Origin of the sequence: Pseudomonas flexibilis (genome assembly GCF_000806415.1) — a bacterium.
Classification (GTDB): domain Bacteria; phylum Pseudomonadota; class Gammaproteobacteria; order Pseudomonadales; family Pseudomonadaceae; genus Serpens; species Serpens flexibilis.
Window position 1 is genome coordinate 168,233 of sequence record NZ_JTAK01000004.1, and the last position, 20,855, is coordinate 189,087.

The following is a 20,855-nucleotide window of genomic DNA, read 5'->3' on the forward strand; positions in this document are numbered from 1 at the left end:
TTGTCTATCTCGCGCCTGTCGTCGACGGCACGGTCTTAGCGACCGTGGCTGTCGGTGTAGGGCAGCAGGGCCAGGTAGCGGGCGCGCTTGATGGCGGTGGCCAGCTGACGCTGGTACTTGGCTTTGGTCCCGGTGATACGGCTCGGAACGATCTTGCCGGTTTCGGAGATGTAGGCCTTCAGGGTGTTGAGATCCTTGAAGTCGATCTCCTTCACGCCTTCGGCGGTGAAACGGCAGAACTTACGACGACGGAAGAAACGTGCCATGGTCTTGGCTCCTCAATAGATCCGGTGATTACTCGTCAGCGTTGTCGCTGTCATTGTCGCTGTCGTCGGAACCCTCAGGGGATTCGACGCGCTCACGACGCTCACGGCGCTCGCTGCGGTTTTCTTCGGCCTTGAGCATCTCGGACTGGCCGGTAACGGCTTCGTCGCGACGGATGATCAGGTTACGGATCACGGCATCGTTGTAGCGGAAGTTGTCTTCCAGCTCGGCCAGGGCCTTGGCGCCGCACTCGACGTTCATCAGGATGTAGTGAGCCTTGTGAACGTTGTCGATGGCGTAGGCTAGCTGACGACGGCCCCAGTCTTCCAGGCGATGGATCTTGCCGCCGTCTTCCTCGATGAGCTTGGTGTAGCGCTCAACCATGCCGCCAACCTGCTCGCTCTGGTCCGGGTGAACCAGGAAGATGATTTCGTAATGACGCATAAATGCTCCTTACGGGTTGTAGCCTGCCGCGCGTGCGATCAGGCAAGGAGTGAATGTCTCGTTCTTGACTTGCCCCGCAGGCGAGCGAACGCCTGCCGGCAGGGCAAGGGGCGACATTCTAGAGAGGCAACCGGCGCCAGGCAAGGCGCGACGCCGATTATTCGCTCCGCCGGTCAGGCCGGCCGGCGACGCTGGCGTAGCGCCTCGAACAGGCACACGCCGGTGGCCACGGAAACGTTCAGGCTGCTGACGCTGCCGGCCATCGGCAGGCGCGCCAGGAAGTCGCAGTGCTCGCGGGTCAGGCGGCGCATACCCTTGCCCTCGGCGCCCATCACCAGCACGGTCGGGCCGGTGAGGTCCAGGTCATAGAGGTCCTTGTCCGCCTCGCCGGCAGTACCGACGATCCACAAGCCCTTCTTCTGCAGCTTTTCCAGGGTGCGCGACAGGTTCGTCACCGCCACCAGCGGAATCACCTCCGCAGCGCCACAGGCCACCTTGCGCACGGTGGCATTCAGGGTCGCGGACTTGTCCTTGGGCACGATCACCGCCTGCGCGCCAGCGGCGTCGGCGGTGCGCAGGCAGGCGCCCAGGTTGTGCGGGTCGGTGACCCCGTCCAACACCAACAGCAGCGCCGGACCTTCGTTGCGCTCGAGCAGTTCGTCGAGCATGTTCTCGCCCCACACCTGGCTGGGGCTGACTTCCGCCACCACGCCCTGGTGCACACCCTCGGCCCACTCGTCCAGCTCGCGGCGCTCGCGCTGGCCGACGTTGACCCGATGCGCCTCGGCCAGGCTCAGCAACGCCTGGATGCGCGGATCCTGGCGGCCCTCGGCCACCCACAACTGCTTGACCCGCTTGGGATGGTGGCGCAGCAACGCCTCCACGGCGTGTACGCCGTAAACCTTTTCCAGATCACTCATGACTTCGCCTTGGATTTGCCGGCGCCACGCTTGGCCTTGCCGCTCTTGCTCTTGCCGGCCTTGCCGGAATCCTTGTCTTTCGCCTTGCTCGAGGCCCGCTTGCCTTTACCCTTGGCCTCGTCGAGCAGCGCCTTCTTGACCGCGCGGCTCTTGCCTACCTCGGCGGCCACCTGCACCTCCAGTTCGGCGGCGGAAAGTACCTGCACCTTGCCTACCACGCGGCGCGACAGCAGTGCCGGCTTCTCGCTCGAACGCCGCCGCGCCGGTACTTCCTCCGGCAACTCGACCTGCGGCTCACGCGCCTTGCGATGCCCGAGGATCGCCGGACGTTCCGGCTGGGTACCCGGCGCCACCTTGCGCTTGCGCGGCAGGGCCTCGGGCTCGGGGTCCGGCCAGTCGAAGGCCGGCTCGTCGTCCAGGTCACGAATCTTCTTGCGCGCCGGCTTTTCCGGCTCGCTCACGGGCTTGGTGGCCTTGGGCCTCTCGGCCTTGACCGGCGCCGGAGCGACCGCCTTGGCCGGTGACTTGCCCTTGCGCGCCCGGACAGGCTTCTCCGCAGAAACCGCCGGCTCGCCGCGTGGGCGCTGCGCCGCCGCTTCGGCGACCAGCTCGAAGTCGATCTTGCGCTCGTCGAGGTCGACCCGTGCCACGCGCACCTGGACGCTGTCGCCCAGGCGGAAGATGCGCCCGCTGCGCTCGCCGGCCAGGCGATGGTGCATCGGGTCGAAGTGGTAGTAGTCGGCAGGCAGGCCGGTAACGTGCACCAGGCCCTCGACATAGATATCCGTGAGTTCGACGAAGATGCCGAAACCGGTGACCGCGGTGATGACGCCCGGGAAGGTCTCGCCGACCCGGTCGCGCATGTATTCGCACTTGAGCCAGTTCACCACGTCACGGGTGGCCTCGTCGGCGCGCCGCTCGGTCATCGAGCAGTCTTCGCCGAGCTGCGCCAGGCGCTCCTCGTCGTAGGGATAGATGCGCGCCTTGGGCACTGCGGCGGCGCCCACGCGTACCACGTGCTCGCTCTGCCGCTTGGAGCGGATCAGGCCACGGATTGCACGATGCACCAGCAGATCGGGGTAGCGGCGGATCGGCGAGGTGAAGTGGGTATAGGCCTCGTAGTTGAGGCCGAAGTGACCGACATTCTCCGGGCTGTAAACCGCCTGACTCAGCGAACGCAGCATCACCGTCTGGATCAGGTGGAAATCCGGGCGATCACGCACCGCATCGAGCAGGCGCAGGTAGTCCTTGGGCGTCGGTTCGCCCTTGCCCCGGTACAGGGTCAGGCCCAGCTCACCGAGGAAGCCCTTGAGCTTCTCCAGCTTTTCCGCCGGCGGGCTGTCATGCACCCGGTACAGCGCGGGAATCTCGTGTTCCTGCAGAAACGCCGCGGTGGCCACGTTGGCGCACAGCATGCATTCCTCGATCAGCTTGTGCGCGTCGTTTCGCTCGGTCGGGCGGATTTCCACGATCTTGCGGTCGGCGCCGAAGACGATGCGGGTTTCCTGGGTCTCGAAATCGATGGCGCCCCGCACGGTGCGCTCCTTGAGCAGCACCTTGAACAGCCGGTACAGCTCCTCGAGGTGCGGCGTCACCTGCGGCAGTTGGCTGCGCAGCTGCGCGGCCTCGGCGCTCTTCGGCTGCTCCAGCAACTGACTGACCTTGGTGTAGGTGAGTCGCGCATGGGAGTGGATTACCGCTTCGCAGAAGCGATAGCCGGTCATCTTGCCGGCGGCCGACAGATCGACGATGCACACCATCGCCAGGCGGTCGACCTGCGGGTTGAGCGAGCACAGGCCGTTGGATAGCACTTCCGGCAGCATCGGCACGACCTGCTCGGGGAAGTACACCGAATTGCCGCGCTTGGCAGCCTCCTCGTCGAGCGCCGAGCCCACCTTCACATAGAAGGACACGTCGGCGATGGCCACGTAAAGGGTCCAGCCACCGCCCTCCGCCGGTTCGGCATAGACGGCATCGTCGAAGTCGCGGGCGTCCTCGCCGTCGATGGTGACGAACGGCAGATGACGCAGATCGACACGCTTCTGCTTGTCACGCTCGGCTACTTCGGGACTGAGCTTGGCGGCTTCCTGTTCCACCGCCTCGGGCCAGACGTGGGGGATGCCATAGCTGTGCAGCGCCACCTGGATTTCCATGCCCGGCGCCATGTAGTCGCCGAGCACCTCGGTCACTTCGCCCTGGGCCTGGCGGAAATTGCTCGGCCACTGCTCGATGCGCACCTGGACGAACTGGCCATGCTTGGCACCGGCCTGCTTGCCGGGCGCGACCAGCACTTCCTGCTGGATCTTCGGGTTGTCGGCCACCACGCGGCCGATGCCGCTCTCTTCGAAGAAGCGGCCGACCAGCACCTCGTGGGCGCGTTCGAGAATTTCGGCGATGGCGCCTTCGCGCCGGCCGCGACGGTCGAAGCCCGCCACACGGGCCAGCACGCGGTCGCCGTCGAACACCAGGCGCATCTGCGCCGGGCTGAGGAACAGGTCGTCGCTGCCGTCCTCGGGAATGAGGAATCCAAAGCCATCGCGATGCCCGCTGACCCGACCACGGATCAGGTCCAGCTTGTCCACCGGGGCATAGGCGCCGCGCCGGGTGTAGACCAGTTGGCCATCGCGCTCCATGGCGCGCAGACGGCGACGCAGCGCTTCGAGCTGCTCTTCGGTGGTCAGACCGAACTCTTCGATCAGTTGCTCGCGGGTCGCCGGGGCGCCACGCTCATCCAGTCGCATCAGGATCAGTTCACGACTGGGGATGGGGTTATCGTACTTCTCCGCCTCGCGGACGGCCTCGGGATCGAGGGATTGCCAATCGGCCATTAAGAAAAATCACCTTCTGTGTGAGGGCGGAACGGGCCCTCTGTCTATTGAAGCGCGAATCGCGCCCGCACGGCAGCTTTGCCGGACAATTATTTTTGCTGTCAGGGGTTTACAAGGAAAAAGGTGGTCCGTATAGTTCGCGGCCACAACGACAGCGATGCCGTTGTAACACGGAAACGAAGGCAACACATCGTTTCATGTGCCCAGGTGGCGGAATTGGTAGACGCACTAGGTTCAGGTCCTAGCGGTGGCAACACCGTGGAAGTTCGAGTCTTCTCCTGGGCACCACTTCAATACGAGGCAGCCGGCCTCGCTAATCAACGGCAAGTCAAAATGCTTCGGCATTGCCCAGGTGGCGGAATTGGTAGACGCACTAGGTTCAGGTCCTAGCGGTGGCAACACCGTGGAAGTTCGAGTCTTCTCCTGGGCACCAATTCTGAAAAACCGAGCCAGCGATGGCTCGGTTTTTTTATGCCCGCGAAAAACCTGATCGCTGCGTCGGGCTGCAGCAAAATGTCGCAGCACAACCGCAACGCCTTCTTTTCCTTAAAGCTTCTCCCGCCAAGGCCGATCCGTGAATGATGGCGCAACGCGCCGTCGCACCTGCCTTGTCTGGATATCCCATGAAATTCTTCATCGACTCCCTGCTGCACCGCCTGGGCCTGAAGACGCTGGCCCACCAGTTCCTGTTCTCCTATCTGCTGATGTTCCTGCTCGCGCTGCTCAGCTGCGTGGCGCTCTACCTGAGCCTGTCGGTTTCCGCCGAAACCATCAACGTCGCCGGCGCCCAGCGCATGCTCAGCCAGAAGATGACCAAGGAAGCGCTGCTGCTGCACAGCGGCGTCATCGAGCGCTCGCTGATGGAAGGCACCATGGCGCAGTTCGAGCGCTCCCATCAGGACCTGCTCAATGGCAATCCGGAGCGCAACATCAGCCGCTTCGACGATGCGTCCATCCAGGCGCAGATGCGCACCGTGGGCGAGCATTGGCAGCGCTTGCGCCAGCAACTGCTCACCGTCCAGCCCAACGGCACGCTGGACATGGCGTTGCTGCAGCAGAACTCCGTCGCGCTGATCAAGCACATGAACGATGCCGTGGTGATGATGACCCGCCTGGCCGACAGCACTCAGCGCACCCAGTTGGAGATCGCCTTCTTCTGCGTGGCAGCCATTCTCATCCTGGTCATGGCCGGCAATCAGTTCGGCATGCACCCCTTGATGAGCGCCCTGCGCCAGCTGGAACAGGCCCTGGCCCAGGTGGCCGATGGCGATTTCACCCAGCGCATGCATGCCCGCTGGAAACACGACGAATTTGGCCGCATCGCGGTGGTCTTCAACCGCATGGTCGAACAGGTGCGCGAGCTGCTCGACCAGGCCAAGCGCGGCAGTCTGCAGTCGCGCGAGCACCTGGGCGAGACGCTGCGCGCCATCCAGGCCTCCGAGCAGAACATGGCCCGCCAGCACCAGCAGCTGGACCAGGCCGCCACCGCCCTCACCGAGTTGACCGCCAGCCTCGCCGAGGTCGCTCGCCACACCCAGTCCGCCGCCCAGTCGGCGCAAAGCACCGAGCGCAACGGCCAGAGCGGCCGCGCCGCGGTGCAGCGCAGCGCCGAGCTGCTCGGCACGCTGAGCCAGGAGCTGCAACGCACCGGCGAGCACATGCGCGAACTGGAAAACGAGACCCAGGCGGTCGGCAAGGTACTGGAGGTAATCACCGGCATCGCCGAGCAGACCAACCTGCTCGCGCTCAACGCGGCCATCGAGGCGGCACGCGCCGGCGAGGCCGGACGCGGTTTCGCCGTGGTGGCCGACGAGGTGCGTACCCTGGCCAGCCGGACCCAGCAGTCCACCGGCGAGATCGGCCAGATCATCGAACGCCTGCAGGGCCGCGCCCGGCGTTCGCTGGACAGCCTGCGCCACAACGCCGAGCAGGCCACCGAGAACGTGGCGCAGATCGAGCAGGCACGGAACATCTTCCAGGCGATGCTTCAGGACGTGCAGGCGATCAATGGCAGCAGCCTGCAGATCGCCTCAGCCGTGGAACAACAGAGCCAGGTGGTGCAGGACATCGACCGGCGGGTGAACCAGCTCACCGAGCTGGCGCTGCAGACCCACCGTGACGCCGAGCGCGTGGTGCACAGCAGCGAAGAGATCCGTACCGGCATGCAGGATCTGCACGGCCAGCTGTCGCGCTTCCGCACCTGAGCCCTGCACGAAGACCCGAGGCCGCTCCCCTGAGCGGCCTTTTTCATTGGCGTCAGACGCCGGGGAACGGCTGGCTGCGCTGATAGCGCCGCGCGATGTTGCCGCACACCAGATCGCACAGCGCGTACACGCTGTCATCGGCGATCCGGTAGTACACCGCCGTACCCCGCCCTTCCCGCCGCACCAGCCCGTGCTGGCTCAGCAGCGACAGGTGGCGAGACACGTTGGCCGGGGAACAGCTGCACAGCTGAGCCAGTTCGCCCACGTTGCGCTCGCCCTCACGCAGCAGATTGAGAATCGCCAGCCGCGTGGGCTCGGACAGCGCACGGAAATAGGCCGCCACCTGCTCCATCGCCTCGGGAGTAAGGTTTTCCATACTGATCACCGCAAGACATTGCACGCCGCGAATGATACGCCATCCCCCGCGCGCATGCATGCTTGCGCAAGCAGTTAATTGACTAATTAACCAATCACGCAAATAATGCCCGCCATTCCCGATCAGGCAACGGAGCCCTTTCATGTCTACCGCCGGCTTGCGCATCCTTCTCGCCGCCAGCCTGCTGCTCGGCAGCACGGCCTTCGCCCAACCCCAGGAACTGCGCAGCGCCACCGTGCAGCGGGGCGCCCAGCTCGGCGCCAGCCACCACGAAGGTGTCGTCGAGGCTGTACGCCAGACGCTGTTGACTGCCCAGGTGGCCGGCGCCGTGCAGGAGATCACCGTACAGGTCGGCGATTCGGTACGTGCCGGACAGGTGCTGTTGCGCCTGGACGCCCGCGCCGCCGAGCAGACCGCCAGCGCCAGCGCCGCCCAGGTGCGCGCCGCCCAGGCGGTCGAGCAGGAGGCCGAGCGCGAACTGGCCCGCCAGCGCCAGCTGCTGGAGGCGGACTACATCAGCCAGGCCGCCTTCGACCGCGCCGAGGCCCGCTATAAGGCCGCGCGCGCCGAAGCCGCCGCGCTGCGCGCCGCCGCCGAGGCCTCGCGCACCCAGTCCGACTTCTATGTACTGCGCGCACCCTACGACGGCGTGGTCTCGGCCATTCCGGTCAGCCTCGGCGACATGGCCATGCCCGGCCGCCCGCTGCTGACGCTGTACGATCCCACCGCGCTGCGGGTCAGCGTGCAGGTGCCGCAGGCGATCGCCGCCAGCGCACCGGCCGAGCTGTCGGCCCGCCTGGAACTGGCCGGCCTGGATACCTCGGTGACGCCGCGCCGCGTGCAGTGGCTGCCCAGCGTCGATCCGACCACCCATACCGTGGAACTGCGCCTGGAGCTGCCCGCCGAACTGCGCGTGCTGCCCGGCACCTTCGCCCGCGCGCGCCTGAACCTCACCGGGGAAAGCGACCGTTTGTACATCCCCCGCACAGCCGTGCTGCGCCGCGCCGAACTGACCGCCGTCTACGTGCTGGACGCCCAGCAGCGCCCGCGCCTGCGCCAGGTGCGCCTGGGCCCGCAGCAGGGCGACCAGGTCGAAGTGCTCAGCGGCCTCGTCGCCGGCGAACGGGTGGCGCTCGATCCCCTCGCCGCCGGCCAACTGAAGTAAGGACATGGACATGACTCCCCGCATGGGCGTCTCCGGACGCATCGCCGCCTATTTCCAGACCGCGCAGATCACCCCGCTGCTGGCGCTGGTCGCCCTGCTCGCCGGGCTGTTCGCCGTACTGGTCACGCCGCGCGAGGAAGAACCGCAGATCAACGTCACCATGGCCAACGTGATCATCCCCTTCCCGGGCGCCAGCGTGCGCGACGTGGAGCAGATGGTCGCGGTGCCGGCCGAGCAGGTACTGGCGCAGATCGCCGACGTCGAACACGTGATGTCCGTGTCGCGTCCCGGCATGGCCATGGTCACCGTGCAGTTCGAGGTCGGCGTGCCGCGTACCGAGGCACTGGTGCGCCTGCACGACACGCTGCGCGCCAACACGGACTGGCTGCCCCGCGAACTGGGCGTCGGCGAACCGCTGATCAAGCCCAAGGGCATCGATGACGTGCCGATCGTCACCCTGACCCTGTACAGCCGCGATGCCGCCACCGGCGCGCTGGACCTGCAGCACGTGGCCCACAGCCTGGAAGCCGAACTCAAGCGCGTGCCCGGCACCCGCGAGGTTCGCAGCCACGGCGGCCCCGGCCGCGCGGTGCGCGTCGAGCTGGACCCGGCGCGCATGGCCGCGGCCTGGGTGACCGTGGGAGACCTGCGCATGGCGCTGCAGTCGGCCAACGCCGGCCTGCCGGTGGGCGAGCTGCTGGGCGGCAACCGCAGCCTGCAGCTGGAGGCCGGTGGCTTCCTGGAAAACGCCACCGAGGTGGGCGAGCTGCTGGTCGGCGTGCGCGACGGCAAGCCGGTGCAGCTCAAGGATGTGGCGCGCGTCGAGGACGGCGCCCTGCCGCCCAGCCAGTACGTCTGGCATGGCCTGCCGAGCAGCGCGCCCGGCGGCGCGGGCGAGTTCCCGGCGATCACCCTGAGCGTGACCAAGAAACCCGGCGAGAACGCCATCGACGTTTCTTCCGCCGTGCTGGCGCGGGTCGCCGAGCTGCGCAACAGCCTGATCCCGGACAGTGTCGAGCTGGCGGAAACCCGCAACTACGGCGCCACGGCCGACGAGAAGGCCCGCCAGCTCATCCAGAAGCTGCTGTTCGCCACCCTGTCGGTGGTGGTGCTGGTGTTCCTCGCCCTGGGCCGCCGCGAGGCGCTGATCGTCGGCAGCGCGGTGATCCTCACCCTGACCGTCACCCTGTTCGCTTCCTGGGCCTGGGGCTTCACCCTCAACCGGGTGTCGCTGTTTGCGCTGATCTTCTCCATCGGCATCCTGGTCGACGACGCCATCGTGGTGGTGGAGAACATCCACCGTCACCAGGCGCTGCACCCGGGCAAGACGCTGCGCGAGCTGATTCCCGGCGCGGTGGACGAAGTCGGGGGGCCGACCATCCTGGCCACCCTGACGGTGATCGCCGCGCTGCTGCCGATGGCCTTCGTCAGCGGCCTGATGGGCCCGTACATGAGCCCGATCCCGATCAACGCCAGCATGGGCATGCTGCTGTCGCTGGCCATCGCCTTCACCGTCACGCCCTGGCTGGCGCGCCTGTGGATGAAGCCCACAGCCGCCCACGCCCATGACGGCGGGCTGTCCGGCAAGCTGACGCCGTTCTTCGAAGGCATCTTCCGCCCGCTGCTGGATGAACGCCGCGGCCGGCGCAACCGCGCGCTGCTCGGCGCCGGCGTGGGCCTGCTGATCGCCATCTCCCTGGCGTTGCCCGCCGCCGGCCTGGTGGTGCTGAAGATGCTGCCGTTCGACAACAAGTCCGAGCTGCAGGTGGTGGTCGACATGCCGGCTGGCACGCCGCTGGAAGGCACCGCCGCCGTGCTGCGCGAGCTGGGCGCCTACGTGGCCGAACAGCCCGAGGTGCTGGACTACCAGGCCTACGCCGGCACCGCCGCGCCGATCAACTTCAACGGCCTGGTGCGTCAGTACGACCTGCGCAGCGGCGGCGAAGTCGGCGACATGCTGGTCAACCTGGTGGCCAAGGGCGACCGCGACGAGCAGAGCCACGCGATTGCCACGCGTCTGCGTCCGGACCTGCAGGCCATCGCCAAACGCCATGGCGCCAACCTCAAGGTGGTGGAAGTGCCGCCCGGCCCGCCGGTGCTGTCGCCCATCGTCGCGGAAATCTACGGCCCGGACGCCGAGGGTCGCCGCCAGGTGGCCGCAGAGGTGCGCGCACTGTTCGAGCGCACCGACTACGTGGTGGACGTGGATGACACCGCGATCGCCGACGCGCCGCGCACCCTGCTGCTGGTCGACCGCCGCAAGGCCGCGCTGCTCGGCGTGGCGCAGCGCGACATCGTCGCCACCCTGCGCGCCGGCCTGGCCGGCGAAGCCGCCACCTACCTGCACGACGCCAGCAAGTATCCGGTGCCGGCCGTGCTGCAGCTGCCCGCCGAGCAGCACGGTTCGCTGGACGCCCTGCTGCAGCTGACGGTGCGTGGCGCGGCCGGCCAGCTGGTGCCGATCCGCGAACTGGTGACCCTCAGCGACAGCCTGCGCGAGCAGCCGATCTACCACAAGGACCTGCTGCCGGTGCACTACGTCACCGGCGACATGGCCGGGCGCGTGGACAGCCCGCTGTACGGCATGTTCAGCATGCGCGGCGAACTCCAGGACCTGCGGCTGCCCGGCGGCGGCCCGCTGCAGGAGTACTTCATCAACCAGCCCTCCGACCCATGGCGAGGCTACAGCCTGAAGTGGGACGGCGAGTGGCAGATCACCTACGAGACCTTCCGTGACATGGGCGCCGCCTATGCGGTCGGCCTGATCCTCATCTACCTGCTGGTGGTGGCGCAGTTCGGTTCCTACCTGACGCCGCTGATCATCATGGCGCCGATCCCGCTGACCATCATCGGCGTGATGCCCGGCCATGCCCTGCTCGGCGCGCAGTTCACCGCCACCAGCATGATCGGCATGATCGCCCTGGCCGGCATCATCGTGCGCAACTCCATTCTGCTGGTGGACTTCATCCACCTGCAGCAGGCCGCCGGCGTGCCGTTGCCCGAGGCGGTGGTGCGCTCGGCGATCACCCGCGCCCAGCCGATCCTGCTGACCGCCCTGGCGGCCATGCTCGGCGCCTTCTTCATCCTCGACGACCCGATCTTCAATGGCCTGGCCATCGCGCTGATCTTCGGCATCCTGGTTTCCACGGTGCTCACCCTGGTGGTGATCCCGCTGCTCTACTTCGCCGCCTACCACCGTAGCGGCGAAGCCAACCAACCCGCACAAGGAGTCTGACCCATGACCTCATGGCAAATCGTTCGCATGTTCGCCGGCGTGGTAATCCTCGCCTCGCTGGCCCTTGGCGTCGCCCAGAGCCCGCTGTTCCACAGCAGCAACTGGCTGTGGCTGACCGCCTTCGTCGGCGTGAACATGCTGCAGAGCGCGTTCACCCGCTGGTGCCCGCTGGAAATCGTCCTGCGCAAGGTCGGCGTGCAGTCCGGCTGCTGAGGCCAACGAAAACGTTAAGGAACATCGCCATGCAACTGCCCCGCCTGTCCGTCCTGCTGCTGAGCTGCGCGGCGCTGGTCTCGCCAGCCGCCCAGGCCCTGGACCTGTTCGAGGTCTGGCGCGCCGCCAGCCAGCATGACCCCGAGTTCGCCGCCGCCCGCGCCGCGCATGCCGCCGGCCTGGCCAGCCAGGATCAGGCCGGCGCCCTGTGGCGCCCGAACCTGATGCTGCAGGGCGGGGTGGCGGCCGCCTCGCTGGACAACCAGACACGCGGGGCAGTCTTTTCCCAGTCCACCCTGGGCACTTACAACGATGCGGCCTTCGACACGCAGATCGACAGCGGCACCCGCAGCCACTACGGCGTGGTGCTGCGCCAGCCGCTGTATGACCGCGAACGCTCGGCCCAGGGCCGGCAACTGCGCATCCAGGCCGACGCCGCCGAGCTGGCCTGGGTCGGCGCCCAGCAGCAGTTGATGCTGCGCAGCGCCGAGCACTATTTCCAGTTGGCGCTCGCCGCCCGTCGCCTCGAACTGCTGGAACGCCAGCTCGAGGCGGTGGAGCGCACCGCCCGCGAGGCCGACGAGCGCTTCAAGGTCGGCAGCCTGCCGGTCACCGACCTGCACGAGGCCCGCGCGCGGGCCGCCGGCCTGCGCGCCCAGCATCTGGCCGCGCAGACCGAGCTGGACCTGCGCCGTCAGACGCTGGCCGACCTGATCGGTCGCCAGCCCGGCGACTCGCCGCTGACCCTGCCAAGCGACACGCCGGCGCAGATCGGCGCGCTGGAGGACTGGCTGGCTCGCGCGGCGCGCCAGAACACCCAGCTGCAGCTGGCCCAGACCCGCCAGCAGGGCGCCGAGCAGGAGGTGCGCAAGACCTCGCTGCCGCTGTCGCCCGCCCTGGAGCTGGTGGCCAGCCACGGCCGTGAAAAGCTTTCCGGCGATGCCGAGGTCGGCTCGGCCAGCTATAGCGCCGAACAGAGCATGGTCGGCCTGCAGGTGTCGGTTCCGCTGTATACCGGCGGCATGCGCTCGGCGCGTCAGGATGAGGCGCGTGCCCGCCTGGCCGAGGCCGAGGCCGAGCTCGACCACGGCCGCCTGCTGGTGGCCCGGCAGACCCGCGCCGCCTGGCTGGCGCTGTCGGTCGGCCGCGAACAGGCGCAGGCGCTGGCCGCCGCCGCCGAAGCCAGCCAGGCGCGCCTGGCGGCGACCCGCATCGGTCGCAAGACCGGCGAACGCAGCACCCAGGACCTGCTGGATGCGGAAAACGCCGCCGCCGCCGCCGAGCTGGAACTGGCCCAGGTACGCGCCACGCTGTTCCTGCAGGAGCTGCGTCTGGCCGCCCTCGCCGGCCAGCTGGATGAAGGCTTCTTCCAGCAGGCCAGCGCCCGCCTCGCCCAGCGCTGAGGCTGGGGCCCGGGTAATAGGCAAACGGCGGCCGGAACGGCGCGGACCGCCCCACGTTAAGGCTCACGGCTGTAGGGACCGTAGGGTGGGAAACTCGCGCAGCGATTTCCCACCAGCGCCGCGCGCCGTGGCATCGGTAGACAAGGCTGCGCCGTTGTCTACCCTACGGCGCCCACCGGTCGGCGCTTCTCGCCTCAGGTGATCTGCAGCGAGCCGCCGGCCTCCATCAGCAGGTCGATCACCTGCGGCGCTGTGATGATGGCGTAATCGGGCACCATGTCCTGGGCGGTGAAGCCGTTGTGCTGCATGCACGCCGAGCAGATGGCGATCTTGCCGCCCAGCTCCCGATAACGTCCAAGCAGCGCATCGACCGGTTCGAAGGGCGCGCCGATATCCAGGTCGATGGCGCCGGGCTGGCCCAGCTCGACCGCCTCGGCCATCAGGATCAGGGTGGTGTCGTGCCCCTTCATGCGGGCATTGAGTGCCATGGTGAAGGCGACGGTGACCTTGTTGGGGTTGCCACGGCCATCGAACAGGGTGGCAACGAAGCGAGTGTTGCTCATGGGGATTCTCCCGCGGATGGATGAAAGAGAGACGCCCGACTTCGCCGGGCGTCCATTGACCTGCCTTCCGGGCTGGGACACCTGGACGGCCGCATCCGGCTAGCCAGCCGCGCCCTAGCGGCGCAGCAGGCGCGTCCAGCCGGCTACGGTGTAGACCAGCACCATGGTGCCAAGCATGCCCAGACCATAGACCAGCACGATGAGGATCCAGTCGATCGGACCGGCAGCGTCGGTGAAACCGGACGACGACACCGTGGCCATCAGCACCAGCGCCAGCACACCCCCAACCAGACCTACCAACTGAGCGCGCACCAGCCGGCTGGCCGCGATGCCGCGCTCGCGTACCAGCAGGGCCACGAAGGCCGCGGTGCCGAGCAGCACCATCGCCAGCAGCAGCCAGAGCAGCGGGCCGAGCATTTCCAGGAACACGGCCAGCAGGATCATCGGATCGAGTTCTTTCATGACGGATTCCTCGGCGGTTCAGGCGTGACCGCGCAGCATGCTGATGTAGGTGGGCTTGAGGCCCATGGTCTTGACCACCCAGCTGGTCCACAGCTCTTCCAGCGGCGCGATCACCCCCGGGAACGAAGGAGTGAGGTTGTTCTGGTAGTCGAACTCGATGAGCATCGCCCGACCCAGACGGGTGATCAGCGGGCAGGAGGTGTAGCCGTCGTAGCGGGCCGTCGATTCGGTACCGGCGATGTCGGCCAGCAGGTGCTCGACGGCCACCGGCACCTGCCATTTCACGCTGGCGGCGGTCTTGCCCTTCGGCACGCCGGCGATGTCGCCGACCCCGAACACGTTCGGATAGCGCACATGCCGCAGGGTGTGCTTGTCCACCTCCAGCCAGCCCTCGTTGCCCCAGGCGCCCTGCTGCCAGGGCAGCGGGCTGTTGCGCACCACGTCCGGCGCCTTCATCGGCGGAATCACGTTGATGAAGTCGTAACCCAGTTCGGTGGTGCCCTCCGGGGTGCGGAAGGTGGCGATGCGCCGGCCCGGGTCGATGGACTGCAGCACGCGGTCGTAGTTGACCTTGATGTCGCGCTGCTGGAACAGCATGCGTACCTTTTCCGAAACGATCGGCACGCTGAACAGCGCCTTGTTGTTGGCGTTGTAGATGATCTCCGCCTTGCCACGATTGCCCCGACGGGTCAGGTAGTCCTCGGTGACGAAGGTGTACTTCAGCGGGGCGCCGGCACATTTCATCTCGGTACCCGGGCGCAGGAACACGCCCACGCCGCCCTTGTCGGCGAACTCGGACATCTGCCGCCAGGTGGCCTCGGCCGCCGCCGGGCTGTGGTAGATGCTGCCCAGACCGTTCTGGCCGATCAGGCGTTCATCCATGCCCTCGATGGCGGCGTAGTCCAGCTGCAGGCCGGTGGCGACCACCAGGAAGTCGTAGGGCACGCTGCGCCCCGAGGCGGTGACCACCGTGTTGCCCTCGGGGTCGATCTCCGCGACGCGCTCCTCGATGAACTCCACGCCGTACGGCACGTAATCAACGGTGCTCGAGGTCACGTAGCTGGCCGGCTTGATGCCGGAGGCCACCAGGGTGAAGCCGGGCTGGTAGTAGTGCGCCTTGCGCGCGTCGATGAGTGTGATGGTCGCGCCTTCCAGCCGTGCGGCCAGTCGCGAGGCGGTTGCCAGGCCAGCCGCCCCGGCCCCGGCGATGACGATCCGGGCGGCGCTGCGCAGCTTCGGGGCGGCTTGGGCGGCGCCGGGCTTGAGCAGCAGAGCGCCGGCTCCGAGCGCCGACAGCTGCATGAAGGTCCGTCGGCTCAGCGGTTCCCTCAGGAGCCCTTCGTCGGGCCCGGTGTTGTTCTTGTTATCGCTTTTCATGCTCCCTACTCCTGTTGGTGCGAAGCGCAATAGATCTCCCACAACGTGCGCATGATCCGCTCGACATCGGCGTTGGCCAGGCTGTACCGGATGTGCTTGCCGTCCCGCTCCGTGCTCACCAGCGCATTCTGGCGCAGCACCGCCAGCTGCTGGGAAAGCGTTGGCTGGCGAATGCCCAGCGCCGCTTCCAGCTCGCAGACCGCATGGGGCCCGTCCTTCAGCTGGCACAGCAGCAGGAGTCGGTCCTCATTGGCGAGCACCTTGAGCAGATTGCAGGCTGCTCCGGCATGGCGGCGCAGATCATCGACACGGGTGGTTGGGGTGTCCTGCATGGTTACCGTCCACTCTTTACAAAAAAACTATATATAAATTTATAGATTGTCCGGATACGACCTTGGTAATCCGGCCACAAAAAAAATCCCCGGTGGAAGCGGGCTTCCACCGGGGATTTGGTTTCGTGAACGGCGCGATCAGGCGTAGGGATGGCGCAGCACGATGGTCTCGTTGCGATCCGGGCCGGTGGAGATGATGTCGATCGGCGCGCCGACCAGTTCCTCGATGCGCTTGATATACGCACGGGCGTTGGCCGGCAGGTCTTCCAGACGCTGGGCGCCGACCGTGGATTCGCTCCAGCCCGGCATTTCCTCGAACACCGGCTGCAGGCCGACATAGCTGTCGGACTCGGTCGGCGCCTCGGCCAGCAGTTGGCCGCTGGCATCCTTGTAGCCCACGCAGAGCTTCACGGTTTCCAGGCCGTCCAGCACGTCCAGCTTGGTCAAGCACAGGCCGGAGATGGAGTTGATCTCGATGGCGCGACGCAGGATCACCGCGTCGAACCAGCCGCAACGACGGGCACGGCCCGTGGTCGAGCCGAACTCGTGACCGACGCTGGCCAGGCGCGCGCCGACCTCGTCGAACAGCTCGGTGGGGAAAGGACCAGAGCCGACGCGGGTGGTGTAGGCCTTGGTGATGCCCAGGATGTAGTCCAGGTACAGCGGGCCGAAGCCGGAACCGGTGGCGGTACCGCCAGCGGTGGTGCTGGAGCTCGTCACGTAGGGGTAGGTGCCGTGGTCGATGTCCAGCAGCGAGCCCTGGGCGCCCTCGAACATGATGCAGGCGCCAGCCTTGCGCAGCTCGTGCAGGCGCGCGGCGACGTCGGCGACCATCGGCTTGAGGATGTCGGCGTAGCCCAGCGCCTCGTCGAGGGTCTTCTGGAAGTCCACCGGCTCGACCTTGTAGAAGTTCTGCAGGACGAAGTTGTGGTACTCCAGCAATTCCTTGAGCTTGGCGGCGAAGCGCTCGGGGTTGAACAGGTCGGCGATGCGCAGGCCGCGACGCGCCACCTTGTCCTCGTAGGCCGGGCCAATGCCACGGCCGGTGGTGCCGATCTTGCCTTCCGCGCGAGCCGCCTCGCGGGCCTGATCCAGTGCCACGTGGTACGGCAGGATCAGGGTGCAGGACGGGCTGATGCGCAGGCGCTCGCGCACCGGCACGCCCTTCTCTTCCAGCTTGGTGATTTCGCGCATCAGGGCGTCGGGAGCCACCACCACGCCGTTGCCGATCAGGCACTGCACGTTCTCGCGCAGGATGCCGGACGGAATCAGGTGCAGGACGGTCTTCTCGCCGTCAATCACCAGGGTGTGGCCGGCGTTGTGACCGCCCTGGTAGCGCACCACTGCGGCGGCCTGGTCGGTCAGCAGGTCGACGATCTTGCCCTTGCCCTCATCACCCCACTGGGTGCCCAGGACGACGACGTTCTTACCCATAACACTTGTCCTCTTCGGAAGCTCGGTAGCCGGCACGGGCCGGCGGAAAAAGTCTCAGGAATTCAGCGCCACGGCCTGCCACTGGCCATCGCGGATCAGCAACTGACGATCGCAACCGGCCGCGACCGCCGCGTCGAGGTCCTGCCCCGGCAGCGCCTGAACCACCCGCTCGCCGGCCTTGCGCAGGCGCTGCACGGCCTGCCAGAGATAGAAATCATGGCTGTCGGGCGCCCAGATGCCAGCCGGCGCAGCGACGCTTTCGCGCGTGCCGAGATCGATGAGCGCCTTCAGATCGGTGGAGAAGCCGGTGGCCGGACGGGCACGGCCGAACACCGCGCCGATGTCGTCGTAACGGCCACCCTGGGCGATCGACTGGCCCACGCCCGGCACGAAGGCCGCGAACACCACTCCGGTGTGGTAGTGGTAGCCACGCAGCTCGCCCAGGTCGAAGTACAGCGGCAGCTCCGGGTAGCGCATCTCCAGCAGATCGGCGATGCCCACCAGCTCGTCGAGCGCCGCGTGCACGTCGTCCGGTGCATCCACCAGACAGGCCTGCGCCAGGTCGAGCACCTCTCGCCCGCCACACAGCTCGGCGAGGGCGCGCAGCATGCGAGCCAGGGATTCCGGCAGGTCTGCGGTCAGCGTTTCGATCTCGTCCACCGCCTTGCGCTGCAGGGCGTCGAACAGGCGCTGCTCGGCCTCGCCAGTCAGCCCGGCGGCAGCGGCCAGACCGCGATAGATGCCGACGTGGCCCAGGTCCATGTGTACGTTGGGCACCGCCGCCAGCTCAAGCATGTCGAGCATCAGGCTGATGACTTCGACATCACTGGCCGGACTGGCATCGCCATAGAGTTCGGCACCCAGCTGGATCGGGCTGCGCGAGGTGCTCAGCGCGCGCGGACGGGCCTGCAGCACGCTGCCGGCGTAGCACAGGCGCACCGGACCTTCGCGGCGCAGGCTGTGGGCGTCCATGCGCGCGACCTGCGGTGTGATGTCGGCGCGGAAACCCATCTGCCGACCGGATTGCGGGTCGGTGACCTTGAAGGTACGCAGGTCCAGATCCTGGCCGGCGCCGGTCAGCAGGGATTCAATGAATTCAATGTGCGGGGTGACCACGAACTCGTAGCCCCAGCGCTGAAACAGGTCGAGCACCTGGCGGCGGGCTGCTTCGATGCGCGCCGCTTCCGGCGGCAGAACTTCCTCGATGCCATCTGGCAGCAGCCAGCGATCTACCGTTGCCATTTCGCCTCCCCGGGCAAACCTTAACGAAGCAGATACAGGAGGGCGGTGCCCAGCAGCATGCTGACCAGCCCCATCCAGCGCAGCTGACGGTCGGACAGCTGCAATAGCTGACTGAACGCCGCGCGCCAACGCTGCGGGAACAGGAAGGGCAGGATGCCTTCCAGCACCAGCATCAGACACAGGGCAATACCGAGTTCCTGCCACATGCTTATTCACGCAGACGTAAAAAAGCCGGGTTTGGCCCGGCTGGCGGATGATAACAACCTTTTGCCTGTGGGTCATCCGGCGAGCAGCATGGCTCGCCGGATGGCACCGCGTCAGGGCTTGCTTTTCTGCATGTAGCGGAAGAAGTCGCTGCTGGGATCAAGCACCAGCACGTCGCTCTTGTCGTTGAAGCTGTCGCGCATGGCCTGCAGGCTGCGGTGGAACGCGTAGAACTCCGGATCCTGCGAGTAGGCCTGGGCATAGATCGCCGCCGCCCGGGCATCGCCCTGACCACGGGTTTCCTCGGCTTCACGATAGGCTTCGGCGAGCAGTACGCGGCGCTGACGATCAGCATCGGCGCGGATACCTTCGGCCAGCTCGCGACCCTTGGCACGGTGTTCACGCGCTTCGCGCTCACGCTCGGTGCTCATGCGCTCGAACACGCTGCGGTTGACTTCGCGCGGCAGATCGATGGCCTTGACACGCACGTCCAGCACCTCGATGCCCAGCTCACGACGCGCCATGCGATCCATGGAGGCGGTGATCTCGGCCATCAGCGCATCGCGCTCGCCGGATACCACTTCGTGCAGGGTGCGCTTACCGAACTGGTCGCGCAGGCCGGCTTCCAGACGACGCGCCAGGCGCTCGTCGGCGATCTGCTTGAGGCCCGAGGTCGCGGTGTAGAACTGCTCGGCATTGGCCACGCGCCACTTGGCGAAGGCGTCCACCATCACCGCTTTCTTTTCCAGGGTCAGGAAGCGCGCAGTGGCGGTATCCAGGGTCAGCAGACGCGCATCGAAGGTGCGCACCTTGTCGACCAGCGGGATCTTCACATGCAGGCCCGGCTGCACGTCGCCCTCGACCACCTTGCCGAAGCGCAGCAGCACGGCCTTCTCGGTCTGCTGAACGATGTAGAAACTGTTCCAGGCGACCAGCGCCACTACCACCCCGACAATCAGGGCAGCCAGCGATTTATTGCTCATCAGCGGCTCTCCCTCGTACGCAGATCACGCTGTTCCATCTCCCGCACGATGCGCGCGGCGGTATCGGCGGCGCTCGGCGTGGTCGCAGCGCCGGATTGCGCGTTGCCCGGCGCGGCGGCGCGCCCCTGAACCATCTTGTCCAGCGGCAGGTAGAGCAGGTTGTTCTGCCCCTTGTCGCCAGCGACCAGCACCTTGCTGGTGTTACCGTAGATTTCCTGCATGGTTTCCAGGTAGAGACGTTCGCGAGTGACCTGCGGCGCCTTGCGGTACTCGGCCAGCAGCAGCTTGAAGCGTGCGGCCTCACCTTCGGCGCGGGACACGACGGCATCGCGGTAACCGCTGGCCTCCTCGATGATGCGCTGGGCCTGACCACGCGCTTCCGGAATCACGCCGTTGGCATAGGCTTCGGCCTGGTTCTTCTCGCGCTGCTCGTCTTCACGGGCACGGATCACGTCGTCGAAGGCTTCCTGCACTTCCTTGGGCGCGGCGGCGCTCTGCACGTTCACCTGGGTGACGGTAATGCCGGTGCGGTAGTTGTCCAGGAAGCGCTGCAGGCGCTCGCGGGTGTCGGTTGCCACCTGTTCACGGCCCTCGGTCAGCACCTGGTCCATGGCGGTCGAACCGACCACATGGCGCAGCGCACTGTCGGTGGCATGCTGCAGGCTCACCTCCGGCTGGTCGACGTTGAGCACGAAGTCCTTCAGGTTGGAGATCTTGTACTGCACGGTCAGCGGCACCTCGACGATATTCTCGTCCTCGGTGAGCATCTGGCCCTGCTTGGAATACGCCCGCTCGCGGGTGACGTTTTCCTGGAACTTGCGGTCGATCGGCGGGAAATAGATGTTCAGGCCCGGACCGACGGTTTCGTAGTACTCGCCGAAGCGCAGCACCACCGCCTGTTCCTGCTCGTCCACCACGTAGATGGCGCTGTACAGCCACATCACCGCCAGCACGGCGACGACAATGGCGATCAGACCGAAGCCACCACCCTTGCGGCCGCCGGCGGCGCCGCCTCCAGAGGATTTCTTGCCGCCGAACATGCCGTTGAGGCTGTCCTGCAGCTTGCGGAAGGCCTCGTCCAGATCGGGCGGACCCTTGCGATCGCCGCCACGGCGGCCGCCCCAGGGATCCTGATCATTGTTGTTCGAGTTGCCACCCGGCTCGTTCCAAGCCATAGCGCTCTCCATCAGATAAAGCGAAGGCGCG

At 66.9% G+C, this 20,855-nt stretch carries 19 protein-coding genes and 2 tRNA genes; 7 read left to right on the forward strand and 14 right to left on the reverse strand.

What is annotated here, in order from left to right; all coding sequences use genetic code 11:
* Positions 1 to 35: 35 nt before the first annotated feature.
* The 4 genes from rpsR to rnr form a co-directional block, all read right to left on the reverse strand.
* The gene (gene rpsR, locus PT85_RS10020) at positions 36 to 266 is read right to left on the reverse strand and encodes a 30S ribosomal protein S18 (RefSeq protein WP_003452992.1); all 231 of its coding nucleotides are present in this window, start codon (positions 264 to 266) and stop codon (positions 36 to 38) included.
* A 28-nt stretch (positions 267 to 294) separates the two neighbouring features.
* Positions 295 to 708, reverse strand: coding sequence for a 30S ribosomal protein S6 (gene rpsF, locus PT85_RS10025; RefSeq protein WP_027589449.1), 414 nt, complete (start codon positions 706 to 708; stop codon positions 295 to 297).
* A gap of 173 nt (positions 709 to 881) precedes the next feature.
* The gene (rlmB, locus tag PT85_RS10030) at positions 882 to 1,628 is read right to left on the reverse strand and encodes a 23S rRNA (guanosine(2251)-2'-O)-methyltransferase RlmB (RefSeq protein WP_039606578.1); all 747 of its coding nucleotides are present in this window, start codon (positions 1,626 to 1,628) and stop codon (positions 882 to 884) included.
* The gene (gene rnr / locus PT85_RS10035) at positions 1,625 to 4,456 is read right to left on the reverse strand and encodes a ribonuclease R (protein WP_051587331.1); all 2,832 of its coding nucleotides are present in this window, start codon (positions 4,454 to 4,456) and stop codon (positions 1,625 to 1,627) included. Before rnr ends, rlmB begins: the two co-directional genes overlap by 4 nt.
* A gap of 201 nt (positions 4,457 to 4,657) precedes the next feature.
* Between rnr and PT85_RS10040 the strand changes: the two genes are divergently transcribed.
* The 3 genes from PT85_RS10040 to PT85_RS10050 all read left to right on the forward strand — a co-directional run bounded on the left by PT85_RS10040 (position 4,658) and on the right by PT85_RS10050 (position 6,660).
* A tRNA-Leu gene (locus PT85_RS10040) sits at positions 4,658 to 4,744 on the forward strand.
* A gap of 58 nt (positions 4,745 to 4,802) precedes the next feature.
* Positions 4,803 to 4,889 (forward strand) — tRNA-Leu (locus tag PT85_RS10045).
* 190 nt (positions 4,890 to 5,079) lie between these two features.
* Entirely contained in the window at positions 5,080 to 6,660 is a 1,581-nt protein-coding gene (locus tag PT85_RS10050) for a methyl-accepting chemotaxis protein (protein ID WP_027591728.1), read from the forward strand.
* Positions 6,661 to 6,712: 52 nt separating this feature from the next.
* Here PT85_RS10050 and PT85_RS10055 read toward each other — a convergent pair whose 3' ends face one another.
* Positions 6,713 to 7,036 carry an ArsR/SmtB family transcription factor gene (locus PT85_RS10055; RefSeq protein ID WP_027591729.1) on the reverse strand — a complete coding sequence of 108 codons (324 nt, stop codon included), beginning with the start codon at positions 7,034 to 7,036 and terminating at the stop codon, positions 6,713 to 6,715.
* A gap of 142 nt (positions 7,037 to 7,178) precedes the next feature.
* On the opposite strand from PT85_RS10055, the gene PT85_RS10060 reads away from it, so the two are divergent.
* The 4 genes from PT85_RS10060 to PT85_RS10075 are packed head-to-tail and all read left to right on the forward strand — an operon-like array spanning position 7,179 to position 13,052.
* Complete coding sequence (locus PT85_RS10060) at positions 7,179 to 8,201, forward strand: efflux RND transporter periplasmic adaptor subunit (RefSeq protein WP_039606579.1); 1,023 nt, start codon at positions 7,179 to 7,181, stop codon at positions 8,199 to 8,201.
* Positions 8,202 to 8,211: 10 nt separating this feature from the next.
* A complete protein-coding gene (locus PT85_RS10065) occupies positions 8,212 to 11,436 on the forward strand; it encodes an efflux RND transporter permease subunit (protein ID WP_039606770.1) in 3,225 nt (1,074 codons plus the stop codon).
* 3 nt (positions 11,437 to 11,439) lie between these two features.
* On the forward strand, positions 11,440 to 11,649 hold the full coding sequence (locus tag PT85_RS10070) for a YgaP family membrane protein (RefSeq protein ID WP_039559349.1): 210 nt from the start codon (positions 11,440 to 11,442) through the stop codon (positions 11,647 to 11,649).
* 29 nt (positions 11,650 to 11,678) lie between these two features.
* The gene (locus PT85_RS10075; protein ID WP_039606580.1) at positions 11,679 to 13,052 is read left to right on the forward strand and encodes a TolC family protein; all 1,374 of its coding nucleotides are present in this window, start codon (positions 11,679 to 11,681) and stop codon (positions 13,050 to 13,052) included.
* 194 nt (positions 13,053 to 13,246) lie between these two features.
* On the opposite strand, the gene PT85_RS10080 is transcribed toward PT85_RS10075, so the two are convergent.
* From PT85_RS10080 to hflK, 9 genes are all read right to left on the reverse strand, one after another.
* Positions 13,247 to 13,615: a DsrE family protein gene (locus PT85_RS10080; RefSeq protein ID WP_039606581.1), complete on the reverse strand. Its 369-nt coding sequence runs from the start codon at positions 13,613 to 13,615 to the stop codon at positions 13,247 to 13,249.
* 114 nt (positions 13,616 to 13,729) lie between these two features.
* On the reverse strand, positions 13,730 to 14,077 hold the full coding sequence (locus tag PT85_RS10085) for a DUF5368 domain-containing protein (protein ID WP_039606582.1): 348 nt from the start codon (positions 14,075 to 14,077) through the stop codon (positions 13,730 to 13,732).
* Between the two features lie 18 nt (positions 14,078 to 14,095).
* Positions 14,096 to 15,454 carry an NAD(P)/FAD-dependent oxidoreductase gene (locus PT85_RS10090; RefSeq protein ID WP_052237652.1) on the reverse strand — a complete coding sequence of 453 codons (1,359 nt, stop codon included), beginning with the start codon at positions 15,452 to 15,454 and terminating at the stop codon, positions 14,096 to 14,098.
* Between the two features lie 5 nt (positions 15,455 to 15,459).
* Entirely contained in the window at positions 15,460 to 15,786 is a 327-nt protein-coding gene (locus PT85_RS10095) for an ArsR/SmtB family transcription factor (RefSeq protein WP_027591734.1), read from the reverse strand.
* Positions 15,787 to 15,924: 138 nt separating this feature from the next.
* Entirely contained in the window at positions 15,925 to 17,220 is a 1,296-nt protein-coding gene (locus tag PT85_RS10100; RefSeq protein WP_027591735.1) for an adenylosuccinate synthase, read from the reverse strand.
* Positions 17,221 to 17,274: 54 nt separating this feature from the next.
* Positions 17,275 to 18,462: an ATP phosphoribosyltransferase regulatory subunit gene (locus tag PT85_RS10105; protein ID WP_039559339.1), complete on the reverse strand. Its 1,188-nt coding sequence runs from the start codon at positions 18,460 to 18,462 to the stop codon at positions 17,275 to 17,277.
* Positions 18,463 to 18,482: 20 nt separating this feature from the next.
* Positions 18,483 to 18,668 carry a DUF2065 domain-containing protein gene (locus tag PT85_RS10110; protein WP_027591737.1) on the reverse strand — a complete coding sequence of 62 codons (186 nt, stop codon included), beginning with the start codon at positions 18,666 to 18,668 and terminating at the stop codon, positions 18,483 to 18,485.
* 111 nt (positions 18,669 to 18,779) lie between these two features.
* On the reverse strand, positions 18,780 to 19,649 hold the full coding sequence (gene hflC / locus PT85_RS10115; protein WP_027591738.1) for a protease modulator HflC: 870 nt from the start codon (positions 19,647 to 19,649) through the stop codon (positions 18,780 to 18,782).
* Positions 19,649 to 20,824: an FtsH protease activity modulator HflK gene (gene hflK / locus PT85_RS10120; RefSeq protein ID WP_027591739.1), complete on the reverse strand. Its 1,176-nt coding sequence runs from the start codon at positions 20,822 to 20,824 to the stop codon at positions 19,649 to 19,651. Before hflK ends, hflC begins: the two co-directional genes overlap by 1 nt.
* Positions 20,825 to 20,855: the final 31 nt, after the last annotated feature.

Coding starts and splice junctions, on each gene's coding strand:
- rpsR (WP_003452992.1), bottom strand. CDS start 266: ATGGCACGTTTCTTCCGTCGTCGTAAGTTCTGCCGTTTCACCGCCGAA.
- rpsF (WP_027589449.1), bottom strand. CDS start 708: ATGCGTCATTACGAAATCATCTTCCTGGTTCACCCGGACCAGAGCGAG.
- rlmB (WP_039606578.1), bottom strand. CDS start 1,628: ATGAGTGATCTGGAAAAGGTTTACGGCGTACACGCCGTGGAGGCGTTG.
- rnr (WP_051587331.1), bottom strand. CDS start 4,456: ATGGCCGATTGGCAATCCCTCGATCCCGAGGCCGTCCGCGAGGCGGAG.
- PT85_RS10050 (WP_027591728.1), top strand. CDS start 5,080: ATGAAATTCTTCATCGACTCCCTGCTGCACCGCCTGGGCCTGAAGACG.
- PT85_RS10055 (WP_027591729.1), bottom strand. CDS start 7,036: ATGGAAAACCTTACTCCCGAGGCGATGGAGCAGGTGGCGGCCTATTTC.
- PT85_RS10060 (WP_039606579.1), top strand. CDS start 7,179: ATGTCTACCGCCGGCTTGCGCATCCTTCTCGCCGCCAGCCTGCTGCTC.
- PT85_RS10065 (WP_039606770.1), top strand. CDS start 8,212: ATGACTCCCCGCATGGGCGTCTCCGGACGCATCGCCGCCTATTTCCAG.
- PT85_RS10070 (WP_039559349.1), top strand. CDS start 11,440: ATGACCTCATGGCAAATCGTTCGCATGTTCGCCGGCGTGGTAATCCTC.
- PT85_RS10075 (WP_039606580.1), top strand. CDS start 11,679: ATGCAACTGCCCCGCCTGTCCGTCCTGCTGCTGAGCTGCGCGGCGCTG.
- PT85_RS10080 (WP_039606581.1), bottom strand. CDS start 13,615: ATGAGCAACACTCGCTTCGTTGCCACCCTGTTCGATGGCCGTGGCAAC.
- PT85_RS10085 (WP_039606582.1), bottom strand. CDS start 14,077: ATGAAAGAACTCGATCCGATGATCCTGCTGGCCGTGTTCCTGGAAATG.
- PT85_RS10090 (WP_052237652.1), bottom strand. CDS start 15,454: ATGAAAAGCGATAACAAGAACAACACCGGGCCCGACGAAGGGCTCCTG.
- PT85_RS10095 (WP_027591734.1), bottom strand. CDS start 15,786: ATGCAGGACACCCCAACCACCCGTGTCGATGATCTGCGCCGCCATGCC.
- PT85_RS10100 (WP_027591735.1), bottom strand. CDS start 17,220: ATGGGTAAGAACGTCGTCGTCCTGGGCACCCAGTGGGGTGATGAGGGC.
- PT85_RS10105 (WP_039559339.1), bottom strand. CDS start 18,462: ATGGCAACGGTAGATCGCTGGCTGCTGCCAGATGGCATCGAGGAAGTT.
- PT85_RS10110 (WP_027591737.1), bottom strand. CDS start 18,668: ATGTGGCAGGAACTCGGTATTGCCCTGTGTCTGATGCTGGTGCTGGAA.
- hflC (WP_027591738.1), bottom strand. CDS start 19,649: ATGAGCAATAAATCGCTGGCTGCCCTGATTGTCGGGGTGGTAGTGGCG.
- hflK (WP_027591739.1), bottom strand. CDS start 20,824: ATGGCTTGGAACGAGCCGGGTGGCAACTCGAACAACAATGATCAGGAT.